The 24217-nt window shown below is 66.7% G+C and carries 23 protein-coding genes; 10 read left to right on the top strand and 13 right to left on the bottom strand.

The features are described 5' to 3' along the window. The first annotated feature begins 1 nt into the window (after position 1). On the top strand, positions 2–1063 hold the full coding sequence (murB, locus tag ACZK4H_RS09805; protein WP_099552875.1) for a UDP-N-acetylmuramate dehydrogenase: 1062 nt from the start codon (positions 2–4) through the stop codon (positions 1061–1063). A 32-nt stretch (positions 1064–1095) separates the two neighbouring features. After that, positions 1096–1983, top strand: coding sequence for a DMT family transporter (locus ACZK4H_RS09800; RefSeq protein WP_099552876.1), 888 nt, complete (start codon positions 1096–1098; stop codon positions 1981–1983). Between the two features lie 98 nt (positions 1984–2081). Here ACZK4H_RS09800 and ACZK4H_RS09795 read toward each other — a convergent pair whose 3' ends face one another. From ACZK4H_RS09795 to ACZK4H_RS09785, 3 genes are all read right to left on the bottom strand, one after another. Further along, complete coding sequence (locus tag ACZK4H_RS09795; RefSeq protein WP_099552877.1) at positions 2082–3089, bottom strand: aminoglycoside phosphotransferase family protein; 1008 nt, start codon at positions 3087–3089, stop codon at positions 2082–2084. A 99-nt stretch (positions 3090–3188) separates the two neighbouring features. After that, complete coding sequence (locus ACZK4H_RS09790; protein ID WP_099552878.1) at positions 3189–4223, bottom strand: DUF418 domain-containing protein; 1035 nt, start codon at positions 4221–4223, stop codon at positions 3189–3191. After that, on the bottom strand, positions 4220–4810 hold the full coding sequence (locus tag ACZK4H_RS09785; protein ID WP_099552879.1) for a TetR/AcrR family transcriptional regulator: 591 nt from the start codon (positions 4808–4810) through the stop codon (positions 4220–4222). The genes ACZK4H_RS09790 and ACZK4H_RS09785 overlap by 4 nt, the downstream gene beginning before the upstream one ends. A 143-nt stretch (positions 4811–4953) precedes the next feature. Between ACZK4H_RS09785 and ACZK4H_RS09780 the strand changes: the two genes are divergently transcribed. Beyond that, complete coding sequence (locus ACZK4H_RS09780) at positions 4954–5379, top strand: DoxX family protein (protein WP_099552880.1); 426 nt, start codon at positions 4954–4956, stop codon at positions 5377–5379. Here the strand turns inward: ACZK4H_RS09780 and ACZK4H_RS09775 are convergent. Both ACZK4H_RS09775 and ACZK4H_RS09770 read right to left on the bottom strand, forming a co-directional pair. After that, entirely contained in the window at positions 5352–6155 is an 804-nt protein-coding gene (locus ACZK4H_RS09775; RefSeq protein ID WP_099552881.1) for an APH(3')-II family aminoglycoside O-phosphotransferase, read from the bottom strand. The genes ACZK4H_RS09780 and ACZK4H_RS09775 overlap by 28 nt on opposite strands. Positions 6156–6196: 41 nt before the next feature. Then, positions 6197–6412, bottom strand: a complete 216-nt coding sequence (locus ACZK4H_RS09770) for a DUF2938 family protein (protein ID WP_239503746.1) — start codon at positions 6410–6412, stop codon at positions 6197–6199. Between ACZK4H_RS09770 and ACZK4H_RS09765 the strand changes: the two genes are divergently transcribed. The 3 genes from ACZK4H_RS09765 to ACZK4H_RS09755 are packed head-to-tail and all read left to right on the top strand — an operon-like array spanning position 6404 to position 8239. Next, positions 6404–6751 (top strand): rhodanese-like domain-containing protein, encoded by a 348-nt coding sequence (locus ACZK4H_RS09765; RefSeq protein ID WP_239503745.1) that lies wholly within the window; start codon positions 6404–6406, stop codon positions 6749–6751. The genes ACZK4H_RS09770 and ACZK4H_RS09765 overlap by 9 nt on opposite strands. Positions 6752–6765: 14 nt before the next feature. Then, the gene (locus tag ACZK4H_RS09760; protein ID WP_099552882.1) at positions 6766–7494 is read left to right on the top strand and encodes a GNAT family N-acetyltransferase; all 729 of its coding nucleotides are present in this window, start codon (positions 6766–6768) and stop codon (positions 7492–7494) included. A gap of 28 nt (positions 7495–7522) precedes the next feature. Then, complete coding sequence (locus ACZK4H_RS09755) at positions 7523–8239, top strand: SDR family NAD(P)-dependent oxidoreductase (RefSeq protein WP_099552883.1); 717 nt, start codon at positions 7523–7525, stop codon at positions 8237–8239. Here ACZK4H_RS09755 and ACZK4H_RS09750 read toward each other — a convergent pair. Continuing rightward, positions 8233–9744 carry an MFS transporter gene (locus ACZK4H_RS09750; protein WP_099552884.1) on the bottom strand — a complete coding sequence of 504 codons (1512 nt, stop codon included), beginning with the start codon at positions 9742–9744 and terminating at the stop codon, positions 8233–8235. The two genes, ACZK4H_RS09755 and ACZK4H_RS09750, sit on opposite strands and share 7 nt — an antisense overlap. A 39-nt stretch (positions 9745–9783) precedes the next feature. Here ACZK4H_RS09750 and ACZK4H_RS09745 point away from each other — a divergent pair, with 39 nt between their 5' ends. Both ACZK4H_RS09745 and ACZK4H_RS09740 read left to right on the top strand, forming a co-directional pair. Then, complete coding sequence (locus ACZK4H_RS09745; RefSeq protein ID WP_239503744.1) at positions 9784–10767, top strand: LysR substrate-binding domain-containing protein; 984 nt, start codon at positions 9784–9786, stop codon at positions 10765–10767. Positions 10768–10830: 63 nt separating this feature from the next. Continuing rightward, on the top strand, positions 10831–12777 hold the full coding sequence (locus ACZK4H_RS09740) for an EAL domain-containing protein (RefSeq protein ID WP_099552886.1): 1947 nt from the start codon (positions 10831–10833) through the stop codon (positions 12775–12777). On the opposite strand, the gene ACZK4H_RS09735 is transcribed toward ACZK4H_RS09740, so the two are convergent. Further along, positions 12774–13385, bottom strand: a complete 612-nt coding sequence (locus ACZK4H_RS09735; protein ID WP_049449635.1) for a TetR/AcrR family transcriptional regulator — start codon at positions 13383–13385, stop codon at positions 12774–12776. The two genes, ACZK4H_RS09740 and ACZK4H_RS09735, sit on opposite strands and share 4 nt — an antisense overlap. A gap of 104 nt (positions 13386–13489) precedes the next feature. Here ACZK4H_RS09735 and ACZK4H_RS09730 point away from each other — a divergent pair, with 104 nt between their 5' ends. Next, complete coding sequence (locus ACZK4H_RS09730; RefSeq protein WP_099552887.1) at positions 13490–14566, top strand: MBL fold metallo-hydrolase; 1077 nt, start codon at positions 13490–13492, stop codon at positions 14564–14566. 78 nt (positions 14567–14644) lie between these two features. Here the strand turns inward: ACZK4H_RS09730 and ACZK4H_RS09725 are convergent, their stop codons facing one another. Then, positions 14645–14944 carry a hypothetical protein gene (locus tag ACZK4H_RS09725; protein ID WP_143567647.1) on the bottom strand — a complete coding sequence of 100 codons (300 nt, stop codon included), beginning with the start codon at positions 14942–14944 and terminating at the stop codon, positions 14645–14647. Between the two features lie 223 nt (positions 14945–15167). Here ACZK4H_RS09725 and ACZK4H_RS09720 point away from each other — a divergent pair, with 223 nt between their 5' ends. Next, on the top strand, positions 15168–18287 hold the full coding sequence (locus ACZK4H_RS09720; RefSeq protein WP_099552888.1) for a discoidin domain-containing protein: 3120 nt from the start codon (positions 15168–15170) through the stop codon (positions 18285–18287). A gap of 73 nt (positions 18288–18360) precedes the next feature. On the opposite strand, the gene ACZK4H_RS09715 is transcribed toward ACZK4H_RS09720, so the two are convergent. The 5 genes from ACZK4H_RS09715 to ACZK4H_RS09695 are packed head-to-tail and all read right to left on the bottom strand — an operon-like array spanning position 18361 to position 24213. Then, positions 18361–19338 (bottom strand): ABC transporter substrate-binding protein, encoded by a 978-nt coding sequence (locus tag ACZK4H_RS09715; protein WP_099552889.1) that lies wholly within the window; start codon positions 19336–19338, stop codon positions 18361–18363. A gap of 16 nt (positions 19339–19354) precedes the next feature. Beyond that, a complete protein-coding gene (locus tag ACZK4H_RS09710) occupies positions 19355–21100 on the bottom strand; it encodes an amino acid ABC transporter permease/ATP-binding protein (protein WP_099552890.1) in 1746 nt (581 codons plus the stop codon). Beyond that, positions 21097–21648 carry a GNAT family N-acetyltransferase gene (locus ACZK4H_RS09705; protein WP_099552891.1) on the bottom strand — a complete coding sequence of 184 codons (552 nt, stop codon included), beginning with the start codon at positions 21646–21648 and terminating at the stop codon, positions 21097–21099. The genes ACZK4H_RS09710 and ACZK4H_RS09705 overlap by 4 nt, the downstream gene beginning before the upstream one ends. Continuing rightward, entirely contained in the window at positions 21645–22865 is a 1221-nt protein-coding gene (locus tag ACZK4H_RS09700) for a M20 aminoacylase family protein (protein ID WP_099552892.1), read from the bottom strand. The genes ACZK4H_RS09705 and ACZK4H_RS09700 overlap by 4 nt, the downstream gene beginning before the upstream one ends. Positions 22866–22869: 4 nt before the next feature. Continuing rightward, the gene (locus ACZK4H_RS09695) at positions 22870–24213 is read right to left on the bottom strand and encodes an LLM class flavin-dependent oxidoreductase (protein WP_478473080.1); all 1344 of its coding nucleotides are present in this window, start codon (positions 24211–24213) and stop codon (positions 22870–22872) included. Between the last annotated feature and the right edge of the window lie 4 nt (positions 24214–24217).

The raw sequence follows: 24217 nt of genomic DNA, 5'->3' as shown, positions 1-24217 counted from the left end.
CATGGATACCGTCGACGGCAACGCCCCGCTGCGCTGGACGCTCACCCGCAATGCACCGCTGCAGGCGCTGAACACCTTCCATGTGCAGGCCAGTGCAGCGCAGCTGCTGGAACTGCACGACCCCACGCTGCTGCCGGAAGTGCTGGCGCTGCCCGAAGTGGCCAGCGGCCCACTGCTGGTGCTGGGCAGCGGCAGCAACGTACTGATCGCCGAAGACCTGCCCGGCACCGTGCTGGTGTTCGGCAACCGCGACATCAGCTTCCTGGAACACCGCGCCGACCATGCAGTGATCCGCGCCGGCGCCGGCGTGCCCTGGCATGGCCTGGTGATGTGGTCGCTGCAGGAAGGCCTGTCCGGACTGGAGAACCTGGCGCTGATTCCCGGTACGGCCGGTGCTGCGCCGATCCAGAACATCGGTGCCTATGGCGCGCAGGTTGGCGAGTTCATCCAGGCCGTCGAAGCCTGGGACTGCCAGGAACAGGCCTGGGTGCGGCTGGACAACGAACAGTGTGGCTTCGCCTACCGCGACAGCGTGTTCAAGCAGCAGATGGACCGCTACCTGATCACCGCCATCGAGCTGAAGCTGCCATTGCTGCACGACCTGCGCATGGACTACGCCGGCATCCGCGAGGAACTGCAGGCACAGGGCGTGGAACTGCCGGGTGCGGTAGACGTGGCCAATGCGGTGATCGCGATCCGCCGCCGCAAACTGCCCGATCCGGACGTGCTGGGCAATGCCGGCAGCTTCTTCAAGAACCCGGTGCTGCCGCTGGAACAGGTTGACGTGCTGCTGCAGCACTTCCCCGAGCTGCCGGTGTTCCCGTCCGACCAGGACGGAAAACGCAAGGTCTCGGCGGCCTGGATGATCGAGTCCTGCGGCTGGAAGGGCTTCCGCGAAGGCGATGCCGGCGTGGCCCCGAGCCATGCACTGGTGCTGGTCAACCACGGTAACGCCACCGGTGCTGCGCTGCTGGCGCTGGCGCGACGCATCTCCGCCTCGGTGCTGGAGAAGTTCGGCGTGCCGATCGAACCGGAGCCCCGCCTGCTCGGCGCACAGTGGTGAACAGCCCCGCCCTCTCCCCCAGCGCCACCCCGATGCGGGCGGCGCTGTTGATGCTCGGCAGCACGATGGCATTCGGCCTGATGGCCGTGGCGATCCGCTACGCCACGCGCTACGTACCGACCCAGGAAGTGGCGTTCTTCCGCAACGCCTTCGGCCTGCTCGCGCTGTTGCCGATGCTGCTGCGCCCCGGCCACGCACCACTGAAGACCCAGCAGCTGCCGCGCTATTTCGTGCGCAGTGCGATCGGCCTGGGCTCGATGCTGTGCGCGTTCTGGGCGCTGGGCCACCTGCCATTGGCGCAGGCGGTATCGCTCTCGTACTCCACGCCGCTGTTCGTCACCATTGCTGCCGTGCTCTGGCTGGGTGAGACCGTGCGCGTGCGCCGCTGGGCCGCGGTGGTGGTCGGCTTCATCGGCGTGCTGGTGATCGTGCGCCCCGGTACCGCCGGCTTCACCGCGGGAAGCCTGGTGGCGGTGGCTGCCGCCGTGCTCAGCTCATTGGTGGCGATCCAGATCAAGCAGCTGACCCGCGTCGACAGTGCCGACACCGTGGTGCTCTACACCTACGTGTTCTGGGTGCCGCTGTCGCTGGTCCCGGCACTGTTCGTCTGGGTCTGGCCCACCGGCATGGCGTGGCTGTGGCTGCTGGCCACCGGCGTGCTTGGCACCATCGGCCAGCTGCTGTGGACGCGCGCACTGCGCCTGGGCGAAGTCTCCGCCCTGACCCCGATCAGCTTCCTGCAGCTGCCGCTGGTAACGCTGTGCGGCTGGCTGCTGTTCAACGAAACGGTGGATCGCTGGACGATCATTGGTGCCGGCATCATCCTCGCCGCCAACGCCTACATCGCCCATCGCGAGGCCGTGCTGTCGCGTCGTGCCGCCAGTGCCGCGGCCTCGGCAGCGGCCAAGCCCGCGGAATAGAAACCACCTGCATGGACACGCCATGGGTGAACAACCTACCGGGAAGTCACAACTAACAGTCGACTCTACCGGGGGCGATCCTGGCAACGGCCCGGGAACTAACCCAGCGCGCGATACGCACGCTCCGCCGCATCGAACACATTGCCCGGCGCGAACTGTTCGCCCAGATAGTGCAGCGACTGCCGCCGCAATGGAGGCGAACGCTCCTCTCCATCGCTCCCCAGCAGCACCTGCTGGAACTCGATCAGGTCCTGGAGGATGCGCCAGTGCCGGTACCAGGCGATCCAGCGCGGATCGCCACGGTCACTGCCGTAGCCGTCTTCGAACCCCAGTGGATTCTCGCGGCCCCAGCGCCCGCCGACAGCGGCACCGATGAACATCAGGTCACGCTCGCGCGGGGCCAGCGACAGGCCATCCCAGTCGATCAGGTGCAGGCCACCGTCATTGCCCATCAGCAGATTGCCGGCATGCAGGTCGGTATGGCACAGGTGCAGGTCAGCCGGAACCTCCTGCAATGCCGCGTGCAGCTGCAGTGCCTGCGCATGCAGCGCGGTGATGCGCGCATGCTGCCGGTCCCATACGGAAACGAATGCACGGCCCAGCCCATCCTTTGCGGCGGCAAGGCCCTCGCCCGCCAGCCACTGCCCAACGGTCTCAAGTGCCGCAGTTTCCAGCCGCACGGTCGGTAGCCCACGCTGCAGTTCGGTCGGCAGCGGCGACGCGTGCAGGCGCCGCAGCACCTCGCCCAGGCGTCGCCACTGCCTATGGCTCAACGCCGCCTCGAACCCGGACTGGCCTTCTATGTAGGGGAACAGGGTGAACTGCAGTCCCCAACGCTGCACCGACGCACCACCGGTCAGCGCCGGCCATGGGGCCACGATTTCATCGATGCCCAGCGTACCGCGCAGCCAGTGCAGGCTGTCCCATACCGCCGGATCAACCTGGTACGTGCGGCATTTCAGCCACCATTGACCGTGGCGCGCGTCGACACGATACACGCTGGCATTGGCGTCGGCACCCACCGGGCGCGGCACCACAGCGGTGGCGGTAATGCCATAGGATTGTTGCAGGACTTCGCCGAGATGCTGCGCCGAAGCGAATGACATGGATGCAAGCGGAAAGTAATACCTGCCGCCACTATCGCAGATGCGTTCGCCGCGACACAGACATGTCCGTCACAACATCACCTCGGCGCGACCAAAGGACTAGCCCGCGATGCGCCGCATCATCGCTTCCAGTGGACCGCGTGCGAACTGCCACGACCACAGCCACGCCGCGCCTGTCGCCAGCATCAGGAACAACAGCGCCCACAACAGCACCGAGGCAAGCGACGCACGTCCGTCAAGCAGGCCGAGGCTTTCCAGTGTTCCCATGCCCAGCAGGATGTGGCCGACATAAAGCGTGAGGGTCATGCGCCCTGCCGCCGTGAACGGCGCCAGCCAGTCACCCGATCGCACACGCGCCAGCCACAGGCAGGCGGCAATGACACTGCACGCCGCGCCCGCACCGGTGAGTACGTAGGCCGGTCCCGGCGGCATCGGCTGCGTTCCCAGCCACGCCTGCCATGGCGTTCCCTGGGCAAGCTGCTGCACGCCCTGGCCGGCACCAACCAACAGCACGCCCAGCACCAGCAGTGCACGCTGCACCCGCGGTTGCGACAGCTGCAGCCGTGCCAGCAGCATCCCCAGCAGGAAGAAGCACAACCAGGGCAGCAGCGGATGGAAGCCGTTGAACAGGAGGTTGCGGACCGCGCCCGGCCATTGCCACAGACCGGCGTATTCCAGCGTCTGCCAGTTCCATCCCTGGCTGTAGTCCCAGTGCAGCAACGCCCAGAACGAACAGGCCGCCAGGCCCACGATGCTGGCCAGCAACACCCGCGGCGAAGCACGCAACCACACCACGGCCAATGCGAAATACACCGCGTAGTAATGCAGGATATCGGCCGGGAACAGGGTCAGGTTGAGCAGGCCCAGCACCAGCAGGAACAGTGCGCGCCGCCAGGTCTGCACACTGGCCAGCCACCAACCCTGCCGCTGCGTGGCCAGTACCAGGCCAAGACCGGCCAGCGTAACGAACGTCGCCGAGGCCTTGCCCTCCAGCAGATGGAAGAACCCTGCCAGCCAACCCTCACCCTCTGCCGGCACGGCCATCGCCAGGCGGAAGTTGACCAGCACCATGCCGGCCAGCGCCAGGTAGCGCGCAAGATCAAGGCCGTGCAATCGCCGGTCGACGGCGCTCAAGCGCGTGCCCCAAGCAGCAGCGCGAGCAGACCCAGATCCAGCGAAGCCTCATCGGTGCCATCGGCTTCGCCCAGCCCCCGCCGCAGCGCGTCGCTCTCGATGGCGTCCAGCAGCACCTGCGACTGCAATGCCGGTGTCAACGCCGGGCGCCGACGTTCGCGCTGCGCAACGTGCTGCAGGGCTTCGGCCAGCGTCGCCTGCAATTGCCTGCGATTGGCCGCGAATGCCTCGGCCACGGCAGGATTGCGTGCGCTCTCGGCCAATACTTCGACGGCGAGCGTCGCCCATTCCGGCTGCCGGCATAGTGCGTGGAAGTCCTGAAGGAACACCAGCACCTGTGCGCGCTCGCCATCGGACGCAGCCAGGCGCTGCAGCAACGGTGCCAGTTCTTCGCTCTCGGCCACCGCCACGGCAAGGATGATCGCTTCCTTGCCCGGGAAGTGGTTGTAGAGATTGCCCAGGCTGACACCGGCCGCCTGCGCGATGTCACGCATGCTGGTCTGGTGGAATCCCTTTGCGAGAAAGCACTGCAGAGCGGCCTGCAGGATCTGCGCGATGCGTTGCTCGTTGCGGTAGGCTCGGTTCATGGCGCAAATAGTGAACGAACGTTCGTCCAATTAGAAGACGGCAACCCGACCACCATCGGGCTTCGTTCAGCCAGCCTTGACCTCAACCGCTGTTGAGGCCCGATGCTGCGCGGCCTGTCCCATGCTCAACCCGGAGTTCCTGCATGCCAAGGATGATCACCACCCTGCTCGACAGCCGCGTGCTGTGGCTCCTCGCCCGACTGCTGCTGGCCGTGGTGTTCCTGTCCTCGGGCCTGGCCAAGCTGCTGGCGTGGGACAACAGCGTGGCCGAAATGCAGGCGGCCGGGCTGCAACCGCCTGTGCTGTTCAACCTCGCCAGCGCCGTGGTGCTGCTGGGCGGCTCACTGTGCCTGCTGCTTGACCGCCTGCTCTGGCTGGGCAGCGGTGCGCTGGCGGTGTTCATGCTGCTGACCATCGTCATCGTGCATACCTTCTGGACCAAGCACGGTGCGGAACAGCAGCTGGCCCTGTTCTTCGCGCTGGAGCACCTGAGCGTGGTCGGCGGCCTGATCTGCGCGGCCATCGCCAGCCACGCGCGGGCTCAGAAGAACTCGTCGAGCAACCGGTAGAACGCCAGCCGGCGCTCGTCGGCCACCGCGCCGTAGCGCTGGAACAACGGCGCGACCCAACGCGTGTCGCCGAAGTTGTGGACCAGGCTGCGCGCGGCCAGCTCCAGGTCCTGGTAGCGGTCGGCAACACCCAGTCGCCCACAGTCGATGAAACCGCTGAAACGCCCCTCGACCACCATCAGGTTCGGCAGGCAGGCATCGCCATGGCTGACCACCAGGTCTTCATGATCGGGCCGGGTGCTGCACAGTTCGGCGAAGACCTGCTGCGGACTCTGGCCCAGGCGCTCGTCATCGAAGTCGTCAGCGTCGACCATGCCCGCCTCGACCCGTGCCTGCGCCGCCTGCAGGCGCGAGGCCAGTCGCTGGTCGAACGGACAGGCTGCCACCGGCAACGCATGCAACCCGCGCAGCGCGTCGGCCAGCAGTTCCACCAGTTCCTGCGGCGCGAGTTCAGGCGACGAAGCCAGGTCGCGGCCGGGCAGCGCGCTCATCAGCAACCAGCGCCGGCCCGCTTCTTCGGCGGTGGCAATCACCGTCGGCGCCGGTTGTCCCTGTGCCTGCAGCCAGCGCAGGCGCGCGATCTCATCGCCCAGCTCACTGAAGGCGTCGATCACTTCCGACTTCACGAAGGCATCGGCCTGCCCCGGCCGTTGCACACGGGCTACATCCGCGCGCGAAACACCGATCGACTGGCGCTCGATGCGCGCATCGGCCAACGTTTCCTGCCATGCCCACGGTAGCGGCATGCCATCAGTGGAGGGATCGGGTGCTTCCATGCCGGGGTGTTCCTGTTGCCGGTGACCCCACGGATTCTCGCTCATCCTGCACGGATCGCGGCCAACAGCAGCGCGGAAAGGTACATGCCTGCGCCGAACACGCTGTGCGCCACCAGGCTGCGCAGGCGCGCCTTGCCCGGCGCCGGGGTCTTCGAAGCGGCAAGGCCGGCACCCATGCCCGGCTGCAGGATAAGGAACGGCGCGGCAACACTGAGGGTGCCGAAGGCCAGCGCAGCGAGATGCAGGGCGTGATCCACGACAGCCTGCAGCGCCGCGATGCGTTGGAGGGGCTGACCGTCGAGCAGCTGCTGGAACAACGCAGCAGCGTGGTACTGCTGGATGTGCGGCCGCGCGAGGAATTCGATCTGGGCCACCTGCCCGGCGCGCTGAACATTCCCGTTACGGAACTGCGTGCACGGATGGACGAACTGCCGCGTGCCGTCCACATTGTCGCGTACTGCCGCGGTCCCTACTGCGTGCTGTCCAACGATGCGGTGGCGATGCTGCGCGAGGCCGGACTGACCGCGCAGCGGCTCGCTGCCGGTTACCCCGAATGGAAGGCCGCCGGCCTGCAGGTGGACCTGCCCCGGCACTGAGCGAGACACCGGTCATGGATGATGTGTTTGCCCCGTTGATCGATGCGACCTGGCGCGGCGTGTTCTCCGGGCAGCGCACGCTGCAGGATGATCCACTGCTGCAGTTGGCGTGCAGCGATGATTTCGATGAGGGTGAGGATGGCATGCTGCTGCAGCCACTCGTCGGCCCTGCGCGCGCACTGCTGCGCCCTGCCCTGGCGGCTCGCCTGCAACTGCCAGTACAACCGCACTGGACGCTGGCGCAGCTGCAACAGCGTCTGCAGCAGCTCGACCAGCGCACGCATGGCGCGGATCGCGTCTTCTACTTCCCTGCCGCAGAACTTGCGGCCTTGGCCGATCGCCCTCTACCGCCACATGTCCGCCGTCTCGACCCGGCCGACGCAGCCGCGTTCGCCATGTTCCAGGCCAGCGCCAGCGAAGAGGATCTGGATGCGGCCTGGGTTGAACTGGATCACTGGCAGGTGTTCGGTGCCTTCGATGGCGAGCAGCTGGTTGCCGCGGCAAGCATGTACCCGTGGAGCCTGGATCCAGCCCTGGCCGACATGGGCGTGCTGACCCTGCCCGAGGCCCGCGGTCGCGGGCACGCGCGCCAGCTGGTACACGCCATGGCCGTGTCCGCGCAGGCGGCCGGGCTGCAGCCTCAATACCGCTGCCAGCTCGACAACACCGCCTCGATCATTACCGCCGAGCGCAGCGGCCTGCGTGCGTTCGCCGACTGGGACACCGTTCTGGCAGCCGATTGAGGCTGCCGCAGTACAACAAGGAAGCAACATGAAATTGATGGTCATCGGCGCCAGCAGGGGCCTGGGTCGGGCGTTCGTGGAAGGCCTGTGCAGCGCGGGCGACACCGTCATCGGCGTTTCGCGCAAGCGTCCACGCGATCTTGAATGCCCGGAGGGTGTCACCCTGCAGTGGATCGAAGCCGACCTGTCCCAGCCCACCCTGGCTGCCAATCACATCGCAGCGCAGGCACCGGCCGATCTGGATGTGCTGATCCACAACCTGGGCATCTGGGAAGAAACCGCCTTCAGCGACGAGTACGCCTTCCTCGACGAGAGTGATGCCGCGCTCACCCAACTGGTCGACGTCAACATCACCGCGACCCTGGTGCTGCTGCAGCGCCTGCTGCCGCGAGTGCTCGGCGCGCCACGCCCGCAGCTGGTGCTGACCGGCTCGACCTCGGCACTGCCACGCAGCGGCCGCCCGGAAGTGGCATTCGGCGCATCCAAGTTCGCGCTCAACGGCATCGCCGATGCACTGCGCGAGGGTTTCCGCGATCGCCGCCTGGCGGTGACCAGCCTGCAGCTGGGCTACCTCAACACCGATGATGCACTGTCGGTGCCGGTGGCAGAGGCCGCAGCGCGCGGCGACGGCGAACTGGTGCCCGTGCATGACGTCGTTGCGATGGTGCGCGCGTTGCTGCAGTTGTCGCCCTCCGGCTTCGTGCGCGAACTGGTGCTGCCGGCCATCGCCGACCCGCGCTACTGACTACCGCTGCGCTGGCCAGGCTCGGCCTCTTCGCGCAACAGGTACCCCAGCACGATGGCGGTCAGCACGGTCGCCATCGCCAGGACAAACAGCTGGCCACGGACGGCCTCCATGTACGCCTGGGCCAGCACCGTTCCCGAAACGCCGTGCAACGCCTCCACCGCTCCACCGAGGTCGCCCATGGACAGCCTGTGCACGGCGGCACGGGCCACGGCGCCGGCCTCCAGCGTCATGTTCCCGCCAATCCGGGCCGAGAGCATGATGCCGACAAGCGCGAGGGCAATGGAATCGCCTGCCAGTCGCATCGCATTGAAGATGCCAGCGGCCATGCCGGCCTGCTCCTTGCCGACCACGCTGACCGCCAGGCCATCCATGATCCCCCAGGGAAGGCCGATGCCGATCCCGATGACCAGCATCGGCATCCAGCGCACCGACGGGAACGGGAACACCTGCGCCAGCCATGCCAGCCCAAGGGCGCCGATCAGCAGGCCCACACAGCACAGCGTCCGCGCCGGAATCCAGCGCAGCAGGCAACCGGCAACCAGGGGAACAACCAGCAAGGGTGCAGACAGTGCTGCCATCGCCAGCCCAGCCTCGGTGGGCCGCAGTCCTTCAACACCGATGAAGCCAGCCGGCAGCACGACCAGAAGGACGACGTAGGAGAACGCAGGGGCAGCGGCCAGAATCTGCACGCCAACAAAGCGCCGGTTGCGGAACAGGCCGAGATCCAGCAAGGGTGTGCGATGGGAGCGCTCAACGGCAATGAACCCGCCCAGCAACACCACCGAGAGCGCCAGCAGTACCAGCGTCTGCGGATGCAACAGGCCACGTTCCGGCAGCACGATCATGGCGTAGGTGAGTGAGCCCAACGCCAGCATGAAGGTGATGGCCCCCAGCCAATCCAGGCGTGGCGAACCGGCATTTCCCGATTCGACGGATGACAGGGCGACCAGCGGTACGGTCAGGGCGGCCAGCAACGCAGGCAGGAAGAACACCCATTCCCAGCCCAGCGCATCGATCAACCCGCCTGCCAGCAGCGGACCACCTGCGGCCCCTGCACCAAAGGTGGTACCGATCAGGCTGAAAACCCTTGCCCGCGCCTGGCCGTCGAACACCTGCGCCAGCGACGCCATCGCGCCGGCAAACGCTGCCGACGCCGCCATCCCCTGAAGCAGTCGCAGGGCATTGATCCACGCCACATTTGGCATCAGGGGAATCAGGCCGGTGACGAGCGCAAACGACGCGCCGCCCAGGATCCAGATCCGGCGCCGGCCATGCAGATCGGCCAGTCCACCGGCCACCAGCGTGGTGCAGCCGTAGGTCAACAGGTAGGCATTGATGATCCAGGACAACGCCGCAGGGGAACCGCCCAGCGCGTCCCGGATGGCGGGAATGCCCACCGCGGGGCTGGCAATGCTCAAGGGAATGGTGAGCGCGGTCAGGCAGCCTGCCAGCACCACTCCAAAGCGTGATGATCCGGCCGTCTCAGCAGAGGCAACAGACATGTCGATGAAACTCGAGCGTGGCCAAGCGCCACCGCATTGATGCTATCGGCGACGTTATTGCGTAAGAATCCGTCATTCTGTCCATGCTTTAATGACAAAAACGTCATCAATGGCCACGTCATGGACAGCTTTGCCGGTCTCAGCCTCTTCGTTCTGGTCGCCGAGGCACGCAGCTTCGCGGCCGCAGCGCGACAGCGTGGCATCACCCCTTCGGCAGCAAGCAAGACCATCGCCCGGCTGGAAGAGCGCCTGGGCGCCCGCCTGCTGAATCGCAATACCCGCAGCGTCAGCCTGACTGCCGAAGGCGAGCAGTTCCTTGAACGTTGCCGCCGCATCATGATCGAGGTCGCTGCGGCAGAACGCGAGCTGACCGATGCCCAGGCCGCGCCCAGCGGACGCCTGAAGGTCAGTCTTCCACTCGCCAGCGGTCTGATGCTGCCGGTGCTTTCGGCGTTTGCGCACCGCTTCCCCGCCATCGAACTCGACCTGCACTTCAGCGACCGCCTGGTCGATGTCATCGAGGAGGGCTTCGACGCCGTCGTCCGCACAGGCAGCCCCGCCGACTCCCGGCTGCACGGTCGCAACCTGGGCAGTACCCGCCTGCTGTGCGTGGGTGCCCCTGCATACTTCGCCCAGCGCGGCACGCCGCAGCACCCGGATGAGCTGAGTGCCCACGCCTGCGTCCTCCATCGCTTTCCCGGCACCGGCCTGCTCGAACGTTGGCCACTGACAATGCATGCGGGCGGTCAGGAAACGCGCCTGGCACCGGCGATGACCGCCAATCATCTTGAGACGATCCTGCACATGGCCATCGATGGCCATGGCATTGCGTGCCTGCCCGACTTCGCCACGCGTGATGCGCTGGACCGCGGTGTGCTCGTCAGTGTCCTGGACCCATGGAGCACCGAGCGAAGCACCTTCTGGGCCCTCTGGCCAAGCCATCGCCATCAGCAGCCGCGTGTACGCGCGTTCGTGGATTTCATGGCCGAACACCTCCTGCCCGAACGCAGCCAGCGCAATTGAACCTGCGCCCTGCTGCGACTACGCTGATCGTCACTGGCCGTCGGTCACAGGCGGGAACCTGCTATGGATGCGCTTTCACGGGTTGCGGCCCAGGTCCTGGACAGCGCCCTGCCCAGCCTGCCGCTGTACCTGCTGCAGGCCACGGCGGTGATCGGCATGATCGGCGTGCTGCTGATCGCCACCCGTCGCGCCGGCCATGCCATTGAAGGCCGCCGCCTGTACGTGGGCGTGGCGCTGGGCCTGATCTACCTGTTCAACGCCTGGTTCGTGGCCCGCTACACCCAGGGCGTGGTCAAGCTCCACCTGGGTTTCGACATCCTGCTGGTCAGCGGCCTGCTTGGCGGCTGGCGCGGTGGGCTGGCCTGCCTGGGCGCAAGCCTGCTGGCACGCTACCAGTTCGTCGGCACCCAGTACTTCCTGCCGGCCGGCCTCGAGGCCATGTTGCAGATGCTGGCTGGCGTCTGGCTGCGCAGGCGCCTGCACCCGCGCATGCTCAACGAACTCTCGCTGCGCATGATCCTGCAGGCCTGGGGCGTGCGTATTGTCGTCACTGCGTTGGGCCTGGCACTGGGCGTAGCAATCATCGGCGCCAATCAGCTGCCTGTGGAGGAGTTGGCAATCCAGCGCCTGCTGGCACTGCCACTATCGCTGCTGATGCTGGGCGCGGTGTTCGCACTGGTCTACAACGATGCGCAGATCGATGCACAGCGCCAGCGCGAACAGGCCTGGCTGCGCATCGATCCGATCAGTGGCCTGCCCAACATGCGCGCGCTCGGCGAACGCCTGCAGCATTACTGGCGCGACAACGACGGCATCGGCAAGGCCTGCCTGATCGTGGCAGAGATGGGCAACCTGCGCGATCTGCGCCTGCGCTATGGTCCGCTTCAGGACAACGGCCTGTGGCAACGCGACAGTACCGAAGAGGTGCATCGGCTGCTGCCCTCGCTGCCGGCCGGGCGGCTGGAGATCTACCAGTTCGGCGATGCCGCGCTGGCGATCCTGGTGCGCGACCTGACCTTGTCCGAACTGCGCACGCAACCGCAGATCACCGAGCTGGCCAGCAACCTGGCCGATCGTGTCGGCCGCGATTGGCCAGGCTTCCGGCCGCTGTTCCGCTGTGCGGTGGTCGAACTGAAGCCACCGGCCGCCGCAGACGATGGCCACCTGCCTTTCCGGGCAATCACCGTGGCACTGAGTGCGATCGAATCCGGCGTCGTGTTCTTCGACGACCCGATCCAGCGTGACAGCGAGATCGACGCCCTGATCGAAGTCGCCCTCGAACGCTGGCTGCAGCAGGGCGACGCACCGCTCTGCTACCAGCCCAAGCATCGCCTGCAGGACCGCCAGCTGGTCGGCGCCGAAGCACTGCTGCGCATGCGCGACGGCGAGGGCCGGCTGATCGCGCCGATGCGGGTCATCTCGCTGCTGCGCCGGCAGGGGCGGCTGGCTGAACTGGAATGGGCCACGCTGCAGTCGGCCGTCCACTTCCTGCAGCAGTGCCGACGCGATGGCACGCAGCTGAAGATCGCCGTGAACGTTTCGGCCGAGTCACTGCGCCTGCCCGACTTCGGCCTGCGACTGCAGGAACTGCTGGCACTGCACGATGTACCTGGCGCGATGCTGCGCCTGGAGATCGTCGAATGGACCGAGATCGTCGAGCGCGACGTGGTCGATGCCAACATCGCACAGCTGCTGGCGGCGGAGGTCACCCTGTCACTGGATGATTTCGGTGCCGGCTATTCAACCCTGATCCTGCTTTCGCAGTTGGCCATCGCCGAGGTCAAGATCGAACAGGCGCTGATCGCCACGCTGTCCGACGCCAAGTCGCAGTCGATCGTACGCTTCATCGTCGAAGTCGCGCACCGCTGCGGTGCGGTTGTCGTGGCCGAGGGCACCGAGACCCTGGCGCAGGAACAACAACTGCGTGCACTGGGCGTGGATGTCGGCCAGGGCTATCTGTACTCGGCAGCGCTGCCGGCCGACGAGTTCCGCCGCTTCGCCGCCAGCTAGACCGCGTAGAAACCCAGGAACATCGCCACCGCCGATTCGGCCACACGTGCACGCTCCTGTGCGTTCAACGGTGCCTGCCCCATCGTCACCTGTGGCCAGAACGCAAAGCTCTTCACCAACCCGTGCAGCTGGTGGCCGGCGAACTCCGGATCGACCTCGCGCAACCGGCCATCGGCGATTGCCGCGCGGATCCACGCACTCTCGCCACTTTCCTTCTCGCCCATGCGGCAGACGATGGCCTGCGCCCGCTCCGGTGAGTGGATGATCTCGGCCATCGCCACCCGCGCCAGATCGATGAAATTGGCATCGCTGAGCAGTTCCAGCTTCTGGCCCAGCAGCTGCAGCAGCTGCGCCTGCAGCGGCTGGTCGGCGCGGTACGGCAATGCGTCGCTGGCCACGCTGCGTTCCCACAGCTCCTCCAGGATCATCGAGAACAACGCTTCCTTGCTCGGGAAGTGGTTGTAGACGGTGCGCTTGGAGACCCCGGCCGCCTCTGCGATGCGGTCCATGCTGGTCGCCTCGTAGCCGGATGCACGGAACTCCTCCACCGCCGCGCGCACGATGGCGTCGCGTTTACGGTCGGTCAGGCGTTGTGGGGCACGGGGCATGGCGGGAACCGGACAACTGAACGGACGCCACCATTTTACACCCGGGAGTGTACTTTTGAAAAACACGAAACTACACTGTGCAGTGTACTCAGCGGACGTCACCCATGAAGCGCCTGCTCCTTGTCCTTTTGCTTGGAATCCTCGCCGTGACCGCCTACACCTTCTGCAAGTCCTGGTCCCTCCCCGACTTCCCCGATTCGCCGCAGTATCGCGACGGCAAGTTCCGCAATGCCCTGCCCCGACCAGCAATGGGCCTGCGCGACGGTGCGGAGATCTGGTGGACGTTCCTCTTCAACAAGCCCAAGGGCACCGTGCCCGCCCACCCGATTCCGGTGCAGCCGCTGGACCGCGCCACCCTCGACGCCGCGCCGGACCGCAGCCTGTTCCGGCTGGGGCACTCCACGATCCTGCTGAAACTGCGTGGCCAGTACTGGCTGACCGACCCGGTGTTCTCCGAGCGCGCATCGCCGGTGCAGTGGATGGGGCCGGCACGCTTCCATGCGCCACCGATCAGCATCGACGCGCTGCCGCCGATCGCCGGCGTGATCCTCTCCCACAACCACTATGACCACCTGGACCATGCCGCAGTGATGCAGCTGGCCGGCAAGACCGCGCGCTTCATTGCCCCGCTCGGCGTGGGTGACCAGCTGATTGCCTGGGGTGTGGACGCCAGCAAGGTGGAACAGCTGGACTGGTGGCAATCGACCGAAGCCAGCGGCCTGCGCCTGACCGCCACCCCGGGCCAGCACTTCTCCGGCCGCGGGCTGGGCGACAGTGATCGCAGCCTGTGGGCGTCATGGGTGATCCAGGACGGCGACTTCCGCATCTTCTTCAGCGGCGACACCGGCTACTTCGACGGCTTCAAGGCCATCGGCGAAAAGTACGGCCCGTTCGACCTGACGATGATCGAGACCGGTGCCTACGACCCGCGTTGGGCGTTCGTGCACATGCAGCCGGAACAAACACTGCAGGCGCACCTGGACCTGCGCGGCAAGTGGCTGCTGCCGATCCACAATGGCACCTTCGACCTGGCCCTGCACGAGTGGCAGCAGCCGTTCGAACGGATCACCACGTTGGCCGCAGCGAAGAATGTTCCGGTGGCCACGCCGATGATGGGCGAAGCGCTGGACATGCAGGCGCCGCAGGCGGGTAGCCGCTGGTGGGAGACGGTGGAGCTGTAACAGGGGGGCGCTTGACCTGCCGGAAACCATGTAGAGCCGAGCCATGCTCGGCTGCTTCTCAAAAGTGTTCCGTGGAAGTCAAACAAGCCCAGCTCTGGAGGCACCGCAAGTAGAGATACTGGCAGCATTGCTGACATCGAAATGCACGGCTATCAACCCGGCTTCCGGAAGCGCATTTTGGACCTGCACGCATGTATCACGCGCGACTTCGTTTGCGACCGTTCCCTCTCTCTGGAATCGCAACGCCAAGATACCCGGCAAACCACTACCCGGCAGCGCATCGTCACATCCCGACTCTGCGAAACTTCGCTCAAATGCACTGAGACCTTCCCCGATATCGGACACTCGGTACATCAGCGTGAAACTGAATTCCATCATCAATCCATTCCAGATCCGAGGTCGCTACCAATAGCGTATGGCCTGGCCGACGGCCGTCCAGGGCCACATCCGTCAACCCCATTGATGGTGATCGTGACTCAAACCGGCGATCGAGGCGACCGGCCATCATCCACAACCTATTGCAGTGCGTCATGTAACCGATTACATCCCTTGCTAGCGTAGCGCTCGCCCGATTCCGGTCGAACCTGCGAGGCTGTCCGTAATGACGTTGCGCGCCGAACGTTCCAAGGTCTCCCGCTCAGCCATCCCGTGGCGATCTGCCACTGCCCTGCTGTTGGCCGCCCTGGCCTCCAGCGCACAGGCACAGACCCTCCCCCCGCGCAGCCAATGGCAGGCCAGCAGCTCCTCGCAGCAGGTACCGGCGATGGCGATCAGCCACCTGATCGACGGTGACCCGAAGACCGTCACCGGCGGTGCCTTCAGCCCCGGCCACTGGTTCCAGATCGATCTGGGCGCGCCCACCCTGCTGGCTGGCGCGCGCCTCACCTGGGATGTCTCCAACCCGGAAGGCTATTCACTGCAGACCTCACTCGACGGCACGCAGTGGCAGACCGCGTACACGATGGCCGACTCACTGGGCGATGTGGAAACGCTGTACTTTGCACCACGGCAGGCGCGCTACCTGCGGCTGGCCAGCCCACAGCGCACCTCCGATTGGGGCGTGTCGATCTTCGAGATGGAGCCACTGGACGACTCGCTCAGTGCACGCATCGGCGGTGTGGATGCAGCGCAGGCAGCAGCGCTCTGGCAAGGCGGTGGCGCCGTTGCGGTTCCGCCCGGAAAAGCAGGCGCTCACGCGTTCGAGATCACCCTGCCCCGCGCGCAGTCCACGGCTGGCCTTGTAGTGGAATGGGCGGAAGGCGCGCGCGGCGCTGCTCGATTGCAGGCGCAGGACGCGCAAGGCCGCTGGCAGGACCTCGCACATGATGCGCAGGCGGCCAGCCGCAGACAGAGTTGGCTGGCGGCTGACACGGCGCAGCCGCTGCGTGCATTCCGGCTGAGCGTGGACGGCGCCGCACCGCAGGTCGCGCGACTGCGCCTGCTCGGCCCCAAAGCGGTGATGACGCCGATGAAGCGCTATCAGATCGCCGCCAGCGGCGCGCAGCGCGCGTTGTTCCCGGCCTCGCTGCAGATGCAGCAGACCTATTGGACCGCCGTCGGCGTGCACGCGGGGCGACAGAAATCGATCTTCGACGAATACGGCAACCTGGAAGCCTTCAAGGGCGCGCCACTGGTGCAGCCACTCTGGCGTAGCGCTGACGGGCGTGCCGCAGGTGCCACCGGGCAGAACGTGCAGCATGCATTGCGTGATGGCTGGAAGCCGATGCCCTCCGCCACCTGGTCACCGCAGCCCGGCCTGGAGCTGCGCAGCGAAGTGTTCGCCATCGAACGCGACGGGCAACCGGTCACCTTCCTCCGCCATCGCCTGCACAACACCGGAAAGACCCGCATCGACGGCACGCTCAGCCTGGTCGTGCGCCCGATGCAGATGAATCCACCGTGGCAGAACGGCGGGCTGTCACCGATCCGCGATGTGACCATCGATGGACAGGCCGTGCGCATCAACGGACGCACGCTGCTGCACTCGCTCACGCCGCTGGCTGTGTCCGGCGCGGCGCCGTTTGGCAGGGATGGCGCAACGGAAATCACCGCGACCCTCGCTGCCGGCCAGCTGCCCTCCACGCAACAGGCGCACGACGACGACGGTCTTGCCTCGGCTGCGTTGAACTACCGCGTGTCACTGGCACCAGGCGCCAGCGATGCCATCGTGGTCGCGTTCCCGCTGGGTACTGCCGCCGCCGATACCAAGGGCGCACTGCCCGAAGCGCCTGCGCTCGATCTGGCCGCGCTGCCCCGCGATGCCAATGCAGCATTCGATTCCCTGGCCACGCAGGCCTCTGCGGACTGGCAAGCACGGCTGGGCCAGGTCGGCCTGCGCCTGCCCGATCCCTCACTGGTGGACATGCTGCGTGCGCAGGCCGCCTACATGCTGATCAACCAGACCGGCCCGGCCATGCAGCCCGGCCCGCGCAACTACAACCGTTCCTTCATCCGCGACGGCATGGCCACCTCGGCGGTGCTGCTGCGCATGGGCGAAGCCCGCGTCGCCCGCGACTACCTGGCCTGGTACAGCGAACACGGCGTGCATCCCAACGGTCTGGTTTCGCCGATCCTCAACGACGATGGCAGCGTCAACACCGGCTTTGGATCGGACATCGAGTACGACAGCCAGGGCCAGTACGTCGCGCTGGTGGCCGATGTCGCGCGCCTGGATGGCGGGCCCGAGTCGGTGCGTGACTACCTGCCGAAAGTGAAAGCCGCGCTGCACTTCCTGCAGGAACTGCGCGAGCGCACGCTGGTGCCCGGCTACAAGGCCGACCAGCCGGCACCGGAACGCTTCGCGGGCATTCTTGCGCCGTCGATCAGCCACGAGGGCTACCCCTCGCCCACCCACAGCTACTGGGATGACTACTGGGGACTGAAGGGCTGGCACGACGGCGCGTGGCTGGCCGAATCGCTGGGCGACCACGAGACCGCAATGTGGGCGCGCGGGCAGTACAAGCTGCTCTACGACGCGCTGCACGCCTCGATCCGGGCGACGATGGCGTGGAAGGGCATCGACTTCATACCCTCCTCGGCCGACCTGGGCGATGGCGACCCAACCGGGGTATCGATCGCCTTGGACCCCACCGGAGCGCAGAGCGTACTGCCCGCAGAAGCCCTGCGTACCACCTTCGAACGCTACCTGGACGATGTGCGCAGGCGCAGCCAGCCCGGTGCGCTGTACGCCTATACGCCGTACGAGATCCGCAACGTGCTGAGTTACGTGCACCTTGGCCAGCCACAGGTGGCCGACGAGCTGCTGCAGGGGCTGCTGCATGATCGACGCCCGCTTGAGTGGCAGGTGCTGGCCGAAGTGGTGCATTCGCGGCTGCGTTTCCCGCGCTATCTCGGCGACATGCCGCACACCTGGATCGGCGCCGAGTACGGCCGCACGCTGTTCGGCATGCTGATGCGCGAGGACGATGATGCGTTGTCGCTGCTGCCAGGTACGCCACCGTCGTGGGTGGCGGGGGATGGATTGGCGGTGGAACGCCTGCCGACGGCCTACGGCACATTGCAGATGCAGGCAAGGCAGCGCGAACGCACGCTGACAGTCACGCTCGGCGCGGGGCTGCGCAACGAGACGGCGGTGAAGGTCTGGTGGCCGACGCGCACGACGCCGAAAACGGTGCGTGTGGATGGACGTATCGTTTCCAACTTCGATGCCGAGGGTGTGCGCTTGGCAAGGCCGTTCAAGACGCTGGAGGCGCGTTGGTAGAGCAGCCGAGCATGGCACGGCTCTACAAAAGCAGCGGTAGCGCCGGGCCACGCCCGGCGTCATTGGCCCGGCGTCATTGCAGCGTCGGCAACCCCGGCGGATTGGTCTGCGACTGCGGCACCGCTTCCTCGGCCACATTCCACCGCTTCAGCGCCTGCGCATAGGTGCCGCTGCCAATCTGCGTGTTCAGCGCCTGCGTCACCGCGTCCGCAAGGCCACTGCCCTTGCGCGTGGTCACCGAGATCGCCGCGGCGTTCGGCCAGCCGCCGGGGAACAGGCCCACGCGCCGCACCTTGCCATCGCGCGCCGAATAGGCGCCGGTGGCATTGGGCTCGAACGAGACATCGGCCCGCCCGGTGATCACCGCCAACCGGCCGACCACCGCGTCATCGAAGTACTGGTACTCCACCGGCTTCAAGCCGGCCGCAATGTTCTGCTGGTCCCACTGCCGCAGGATCTGGTCCTGGTTGGTGCTGGCACCCACCACCACCTTCAGCCCCGCCACATCCGCCGGCTTCTCGATCTTCTGGATCGGCCCATCAGTGCGCGTGTAGATGCCCAGCAGGTCGTAACGGTAGCTGGAGAAATCGAACTTCTTCTTGCGCTCTTCGGTGACCGTCACATTCGACAGCACCGCATCGTACTTGCCCGACTCCAGCCCCAGCGGCCAGTCGGCCCAGGCCACCGGCACGATCACCAGCTTCAGGCCCAGCGCATCGGCGATCAGCCGCGCGATGTCTGGCTCGATGCCGACCACGTCCTTGCTGTCGGCGCCGTAGTCGGCCAGTGGCAACTGTCCCGGGTGGGTCGCCACAGTGAACGCCCCCGGCGTAACGAAGCGGTAGCCGGCGGGAATCAAGGCCTGCGCCTTGGGATCTAGCGTGCCCTTCAGCACAGAGGTGTTCACACCGGCCAGGCTGGTCGCGGCCGCGACGCCGGCATCCGGTGCCTGGCGCACGCGCGAATAGACGATGCCGGCGATACCGATGACCAGAACGCCTCCGATCAACAGGGCGCTGCGTGAGATTCGACGCGGTGCTGCAGGGCTCATGGTGTTCCTTCCGGGGTTACAGGGTCTTGGCCAGGAAATCGGCGGTGCGTTGCTGGCGTGGGCGCTCGAACAGGGCCTCGGGCGTGCCCTGCTCGATCACCCGGCCCTGGTCCATCATCACCACGTGGTCGGCCACGCGGCGGGCGAAGCTCAGTTCATGGGTGACGATCACCAGCGTGGTGCCGGAACGGGCCAGCTCCTCGATCACGCTGAGCACTTCAGCGACCAGTTCCGGGTCCAGTGCCGAGGTAGGCTCATCGAACAGCAGCACCTTCGGTTGCAGCGCCAGTGCGCGGGCGATCGCGATGCGCTGCTGCTGGCCACCGGACAACTGGCGCGGGAAGGCATCGGCCTTGTCGGCCAGGCCGACCCGCTCCAGCAGCGTGCGCGCCTGCTGCTCGGCCTGCGCGCGCGATACACCACGCACCGCGATTGGCGCCTCGATGATGTTCTCCAGCGCGGTCAAGTGCGGGAACAGGTTGAAGCCCTGGAACACCATGCCCACTTCCGCACGACGGCGGCGGATCTCGCGCTCGGGCAGCTCGTACAGGGTGTCGCCATCGCGGCGGTAGCCGATCAGCTGGCCGCCGACAGTCACGTAACCGCTGTCGGCGCGTTCCAGATGATTGATCAGTCGCAGCAGCGTGGACTTGCCGGCGCCGGATGGGCCTATCAGCACCGTCACGCTTCCAGCGCGCAGATCCAGGTTCACGTCTTCCAGCACCGGCTGATCGCCGAACACTTTGCCCACACCGTGCAGCGACACCGCCGCACCCTCGCCCGCTTCCACCTGGGTGGCGATGCGCGGGCGGTTGATCACGCGCGGCGCACCATCGCTCTGCACGCGCGGGGACGATGACACACGCGACACCGAGCGCTCACGCAGCAGCTGGCCGCGCGCAAAGCGCTGCTCCACGCGCCGCTGCAGCAGCGACAGCACGGTCAGGATCACCAGGTACCAGACCGTGGCCACCATCAGCAGCGGCACCACCTCCAGATTGCGGCGGTAGATCACCTGCACCGTGTAGAACAGCTCAGGCAGCGCCAGCACGTAGACCACCGAGGTGCTCTTGGCCAGGCCGATCACATCGTTGAACGCGGCCGGCAGGATCGAGCGCATCGCCTGCGGCAGGATGATGCGCCGCACCTGGCGGCCACGCGGCAGGCCAAGCGCGGCGGCCGCCTCATACTGCCCATGGTCCACAGACAGGATGCCGCCACGGATCACCTCCGCCGAGAACGCCGCCTGGTTGAGGGTCAAACCCAGTACTGCCGCAGTGAACACGCCAATCAGCTGGGTGGTCGGGTACGAGAACAGGCTGATACCGGTGAACGGCACGCCCAGCTCGATGGTGCTGTACAGGTAGCCCAGGTTGTTCAACAGCAACAACAGCACCAGCAGTGGGATCGAGCGGAACAGCCACACATAGCCCCACGACACCGCCGACAGCAGCGGTGAACCGGACACCCGGGCCAGCGCAAGCAAGGTGCCCAGCGCGAAGCCGAGACCGGTACCGAGCGCGGTCAGCAGCAGCGTACGGCCCAGGCCTTCCAGCACCGGGCGTGCGAAGAACCACTCGGCGAAGGTGCCCCAGCCCCAGCGTGGATTACCCAGCACGGATTGCAGCCCGATCAGGATCAGCGCCAGTGCCAGCACCGTGCCGAAGACCTGCAGCGGATGCCGGGCCGGCACGATCTTCAGCGCCGGTGCGGGCGCCGGCCGCGTGGTGATCCCGTCCAGTGCAGTCGACGGCGTGCTCATGCGTGGGCTCCATGCAGCGCGGCCTGCGCAGGCGCAACGACAGGCGCCGCTGCCCGCAGGTGCTTTTCGAACGGCAGATGCGCAACCGTTTCCGGGTCCGCATCCAGATCGAACAGCGCGGTGTAACCGTGGCTGAGGTACAGGCCAACAGCTTCAGGCTGGCGGAAGCCGGTGGTCAGGAACACCCGCCGATAGCCCTGCCGTGCCGCCTGATCTTCCAGCTCCTGCAGCACGCGCCGCGCGATGCCCTGGCGGCGCAATCCAGGCAGCGTCCAGATGCGCTTGAACTCGGCGGTATCCGGATCGCGGTGCGGCATGAAGGCACCGCCGGAAATCGCCACATCGTCGCGCAGCAGCAGCACGAAGGCACCGACCGGGGCAGCAAAGGCCTGCGCCGGGTAGCGCTGCAGCTCCTCGCGGGCGCTGCCACCGATGCGTCGGCGCACGTCGGCGTAGCGGCTGTCGTACTCCTGTTCCAGGCCATCAAACAGCGGCCGCGCCAGCGGATCATCCACCGAGGTATAGAGGAAGCGTTCGTTGCTGCTCATGCCACGTCCTTCACCAGATAGTCTTCGGCCAGCCGCGCCCACAGGCTGGCGGCCGGCGCGATGGCCGCATCGTTGAACACGTAGCGCGGGCTGTGCAGCGGCGCGCTGTCGCCGTTTCCGACGAACACGAAGCTGCCCGGCCGCGCCTGCAGCAGGAAGGCGAAATCCTCACTGGCGGTGCGCGGCGCGAATCCGGGCACTAGGTGTTCGCTGCCGAAGCCCTGCAGCGCCACCTCGCGGATGTAGGCGGTCTGCTGCGGGTGGTTGATCACGCTGGGGAAACCGCGCGGGAACTCGATCTCGGCGCGCGCGCCAAATGCCGCGGCGGTCTGCTCGGCGACCTCGGTGACCCGGCGCCGCAGGATGTCACGGACCTCCGGCAGGTAGGCGCGCACGGTCAGCTTCAGCTCGACCACGTCCGGGATCACATTGGCCGCCTGCCCGCCGTGGATCGAACCGACCGTGACCACGCCCATCTGCCGCGGATCGACGTTGCGCGACACTACGCTCTGCAGCGCGGTGACGATGTGCGCCGCCGCCAGGATCGGGTCGACGCTGCCCTGCGGCTCGGCACCGTGGCCGCCCTTGCCGATCACCTTCAGCCGCGCCCAGTCCACCGACGCCATCGCCGGGCCATCGACAAAGCCGAAGTGGCCCACCGGCACGCCCGGCCAGTTGTGCAGGCCATAGATCGCATCCACCGGGAAACGCTCGAACAGGCCGTCGGCAATCATCTTCGACGCGCCCGAACCCGTCTCCTCGGCCGGCTGGAACACCAGCTGCAGGGTGCCGTCGATATCGCCGTGATGGGCCAGGTAATGCGCGGCGGACAGCAGGATGGCGGTATGCCCATCGTGGCCACAGGCATGCATCAGCCCCTCGGTCTGGCTGGCGTAGGCCAGCCCGGACGCCTCGTGGATCGGCAGTGCATCGATGTCGGCGCGCAGGCCGAGACGACGGCTGCCCTGCCCGCGCTGCAGCGTACCGACCACGCCGGTGCCACCGAGGCCGGTAGTCACCTCATAGCCCCACTGCTGCAGCAGTTCGGCCACTCGGGCGCTGGTGCGGTGCTCCTCGAAGGCCAGCTCCGGGTGCCGGTGCAGGTCATGACGGATCGCGATGGCCGCCTCGGCGCGCGCCGCGATCTCCGGCAATACGCCCGTCGTTTGGGATTTCCGCCGGGCATGGCCCGGCGCTACTGCGGACTCTCCGCTCATCGCCTTACCCCACCTTCCGCGCCGGTTCGGCGTCGGTCGCATGGCGGCTGGCCTTGTACGGCAGGCCCAGATGCTCGCGCAGGGTCTGTCCCTCCAGCTCGCGCTGGTGGTAGCCGCGCGCCTGCAGGATCGGCAGCACCTGGGTCACGAAATCGTCCAGGCCTTCGCGCTGCGCCGCGAAGCCGAGGATGAAGCCATCGCTGGCCCCGGCATCGAACCAGCGGATCAGCTCATCGGCCACATGCTCCGGGGTGCCGATGAAGTTCGGTCGCGGGCTCACTGCTTCCAGTGCCACCTGGCGCAGGCTCAGGCCCTTCTCACGCGCATCCTGCTTGATGCGGTCAGTGGTTGAACGGAACGAATTGCTGCCGATGTCACCCAGCTCCGGGAAGGGCGCATCCGGATCGTACTGGCTGAAATCGTGGTGATCGAAGAAGCGGCCGAGATAGGCCAGCGCATCCTCAAGCGTGGCCAGTGCGGCGATTGCCTGGTACTTGGCCTCGGCCTCCTCGGCGGTGCGGCCGATGATGGGGCCGATGCCCGGGAAGATCTTCACGTCATTGCCGCTGCGGCCGTGCGCGATCGCCGAGTTCTTCACCTTCTGGGTGAACGCGCGGGTTTCTTCCAGCGATGGCGAATGGGTGAACACCGCATCGGCGTACTTGCCGGCCAACGCAATGCCATCATCGGACGAACCGGCCTGGAAGATCACCGGCTGGCCCTGTGGCGAGCGCTGGATGTTGAGCGGACCTTCCACCTGGAAAAAGCGGCCCTTGTGGTCGAGCCGGCGGAACTTTTCCGGCGCGAAGAACGTGCCGCTGTCGCGCTCGCGCACGAAGGCATCGTCATCCCAGGAATCCCACAGCCCCTGCACCACGTCCAGATACTCGTCGGCGATCTGGTAGCGCAGCGCATGCTCCGGGTGCGGCCGGCCATAGTTGCGGCCCGAGCCCTCCAGTGGCGAGGTCACCACGTTCCAGCCGGCGCGGCCGCCGCTGAGCAGGTGCAGCGAGGCGAACTGGCGGGCAACGGTGAACGGGTCGCTGTAGGAGGTCGACAGCGTGCCGGCCAGGCCGATCTTCTTCGTCGCCGTGGCCAGCGCCGACAGCAGCGAGATCGGCTCGAAGCGGTTGAGGAAGTGCGGGATCGACTTCTCGTTGATGTAGAGGCCATCGGCCACGAAGCCGAAGGCGATGCCGTTGTCCTCGGCAGTGCGCGCGATGTCGATGTAGAACTGCAGGTTGACGCTGGCATCGGCCGGGTTGGAGGGATGCTTCCAGGCATGCATGTGGCTGCCGGGGCCCTGCAGCATGATGCCGAACGGAATGTGGCGCGGGGTCGTGCTCATGGGA

This window comes from Stenotrophomonas sp. 78350_Sma, from assembly GCF_056482105.1.
The sequence above is the reverse complement of the archived record's forward strand: the minus strand, read 5'-3'. Positions and strand labels throughout refer to the sequence as shown.

Excerpts from the sequence above, each read along its gene's own strand:
- murB (WP_099552875.1), top strand. The coding sequence starts at position 2 with ATGGATACCGTCGACGGCAACGCCCCGCTGCGCTGGACGCTCACCCGC.
- ACZK4H_RS09800 (WP_099552876.1), top strand. The coding sequence starts at position 1,096 with ATGCGGGCGGCGCTGTTGATGCTCGGCAGCACGATGGCATTCGGCCTG.
- ACZK4H_RS09795 (WP_099552877.1), bottom strand. The coding sequence starts at position 3,089 with ATGTCATTCGCTTCGGCGCAGCATCTCGGCGAAGTCCTGCAACAATCC.
- ACZK4H_RS09785 (WP_099552879.1), bottom strand. The coding sequence starts at position 4,810 with ATGAACCGAGCCTACCGCAACGAGCAACGCATCGCGCAGATCCTGCAG.
- ACZK4H_RS09780 (WP_099552880.1), top strand. The coding sequence starts at position 4,954 with ATGCCAAGGATGATCACCACCCTGCTCGACAGCCGCGTGCTGTGGCTC.
- ACZK4H_RS09775 (WP_099552881.1), bottom strand. The coding sequence starts at position 6,155 with ATGGAAGCACCCGATCCCTCCACTGATGGCATGCCGCTACCGTGGGCA.
- ACZK4H_RS09760 (WP_099552882.1), top strand. The coding sequence starts at position 6,766 with ATGGATGATGTGTTTGCCCCGTTGATCGATGCGACCTGGCGCGGCGTG.
- ACZK4H_RS09755 (WP_099552883.1), top strand. The coding sequence starts at position 7,523 with ATGAAATTGATGGTCATCGGCGCCAGCAGGGGCCTGGGTCGGGCGTTC.
- ACZK4H_RS09750 (WP_099552884.1), bottom strand. The coding sequence starts at position 9,744 with ATGTCTGTTGCCTCTGCTGAGACGGCCGGATCATCACGCTTTGGAGTG.
- ACZK4H_RS09745 (WP_239503744.1), top strand. The coding sequence starts at position 9,784 with ATGCTATCGGCGACGTTATTGCGTAAGAATCCGTCATTCTGTCCATGC.
- ACZK4H_RS09740 (WP_099552886.1), top strand. The coding sequence starts at position 10,831 with ATGGATGCGCTTTCACGGGTTGCGGCCCAGGTCCTGGACAGCGCCCTG.
- ACZK4H_RS09735 (WP_049449635.1), bottom strand. The coding sequence starts at position 13,385 with ATGCCCCGTGCCCCACAACGCCTGACCGACCGTAAACGCGACGCCATC.
- ACZK4H_RS09730 (WP_099552887.1), top strand. The coding sequence starts at position 13,490 with ATGAAGCGCCTGCTCCTTGTCCTTTTGCTTGGAATCCTCGCCGTGACC.
- ACZK4H_RS09725 (WP_143567647.1), bottom strand. The coding sequence starts at position 14,944 with ATGATGGAATTCAGTTTCACGCTGATGTACCGAGTGTCCGATATCGGG.
- ACZK4H_RS09720 (WP_099552888.1), top strand. The coding sequence starts at position 15,168 with ATGACGTTGCGCGCCGAACGTTCCAAGGTCTCCCGCTCAGCCATCCCG.
- ACZK4H_RS09715 (WP_099552889.1), bottom strand. The coding sequence starts at position 19,338 with ATGAGCCCTGCAGCACCGCGTCGAATCTCACGCAGCGCCCTGTTGATC.
- ACZK4H_RS09710 (WP_099552890.1), bottom strand. The coding sequence starts at position 21,100 with ATGAGCACGCCGTCGACTGCACTGGACGGGATCACCACGCGGCCGGCG.
- ACZK4H_RS09705 (WP_099552891.1), bottom strand. The coding sequence starts at position 21,648 with ATGAGCAGCAACGAACGCTTCCTCTATACCTCGGTGGATGATCCGCTG.
- ACZK4H_RS09700 (WP_099552892.1), bottom strand. The coding sequence starts at position 22,865 with ATGAGCGGAGAGTCCGCAGTAGCGCCGGGCCATGCCCGGCGGAAATCC.
- ACZK4H_RS09695 (WP_478473080.1), bottom strand. The coding sequence starts at position 24,213 with ATGAGCACGACCCCGCGCCACATTCCGTTCGGCATCATGCTGCAGGGC.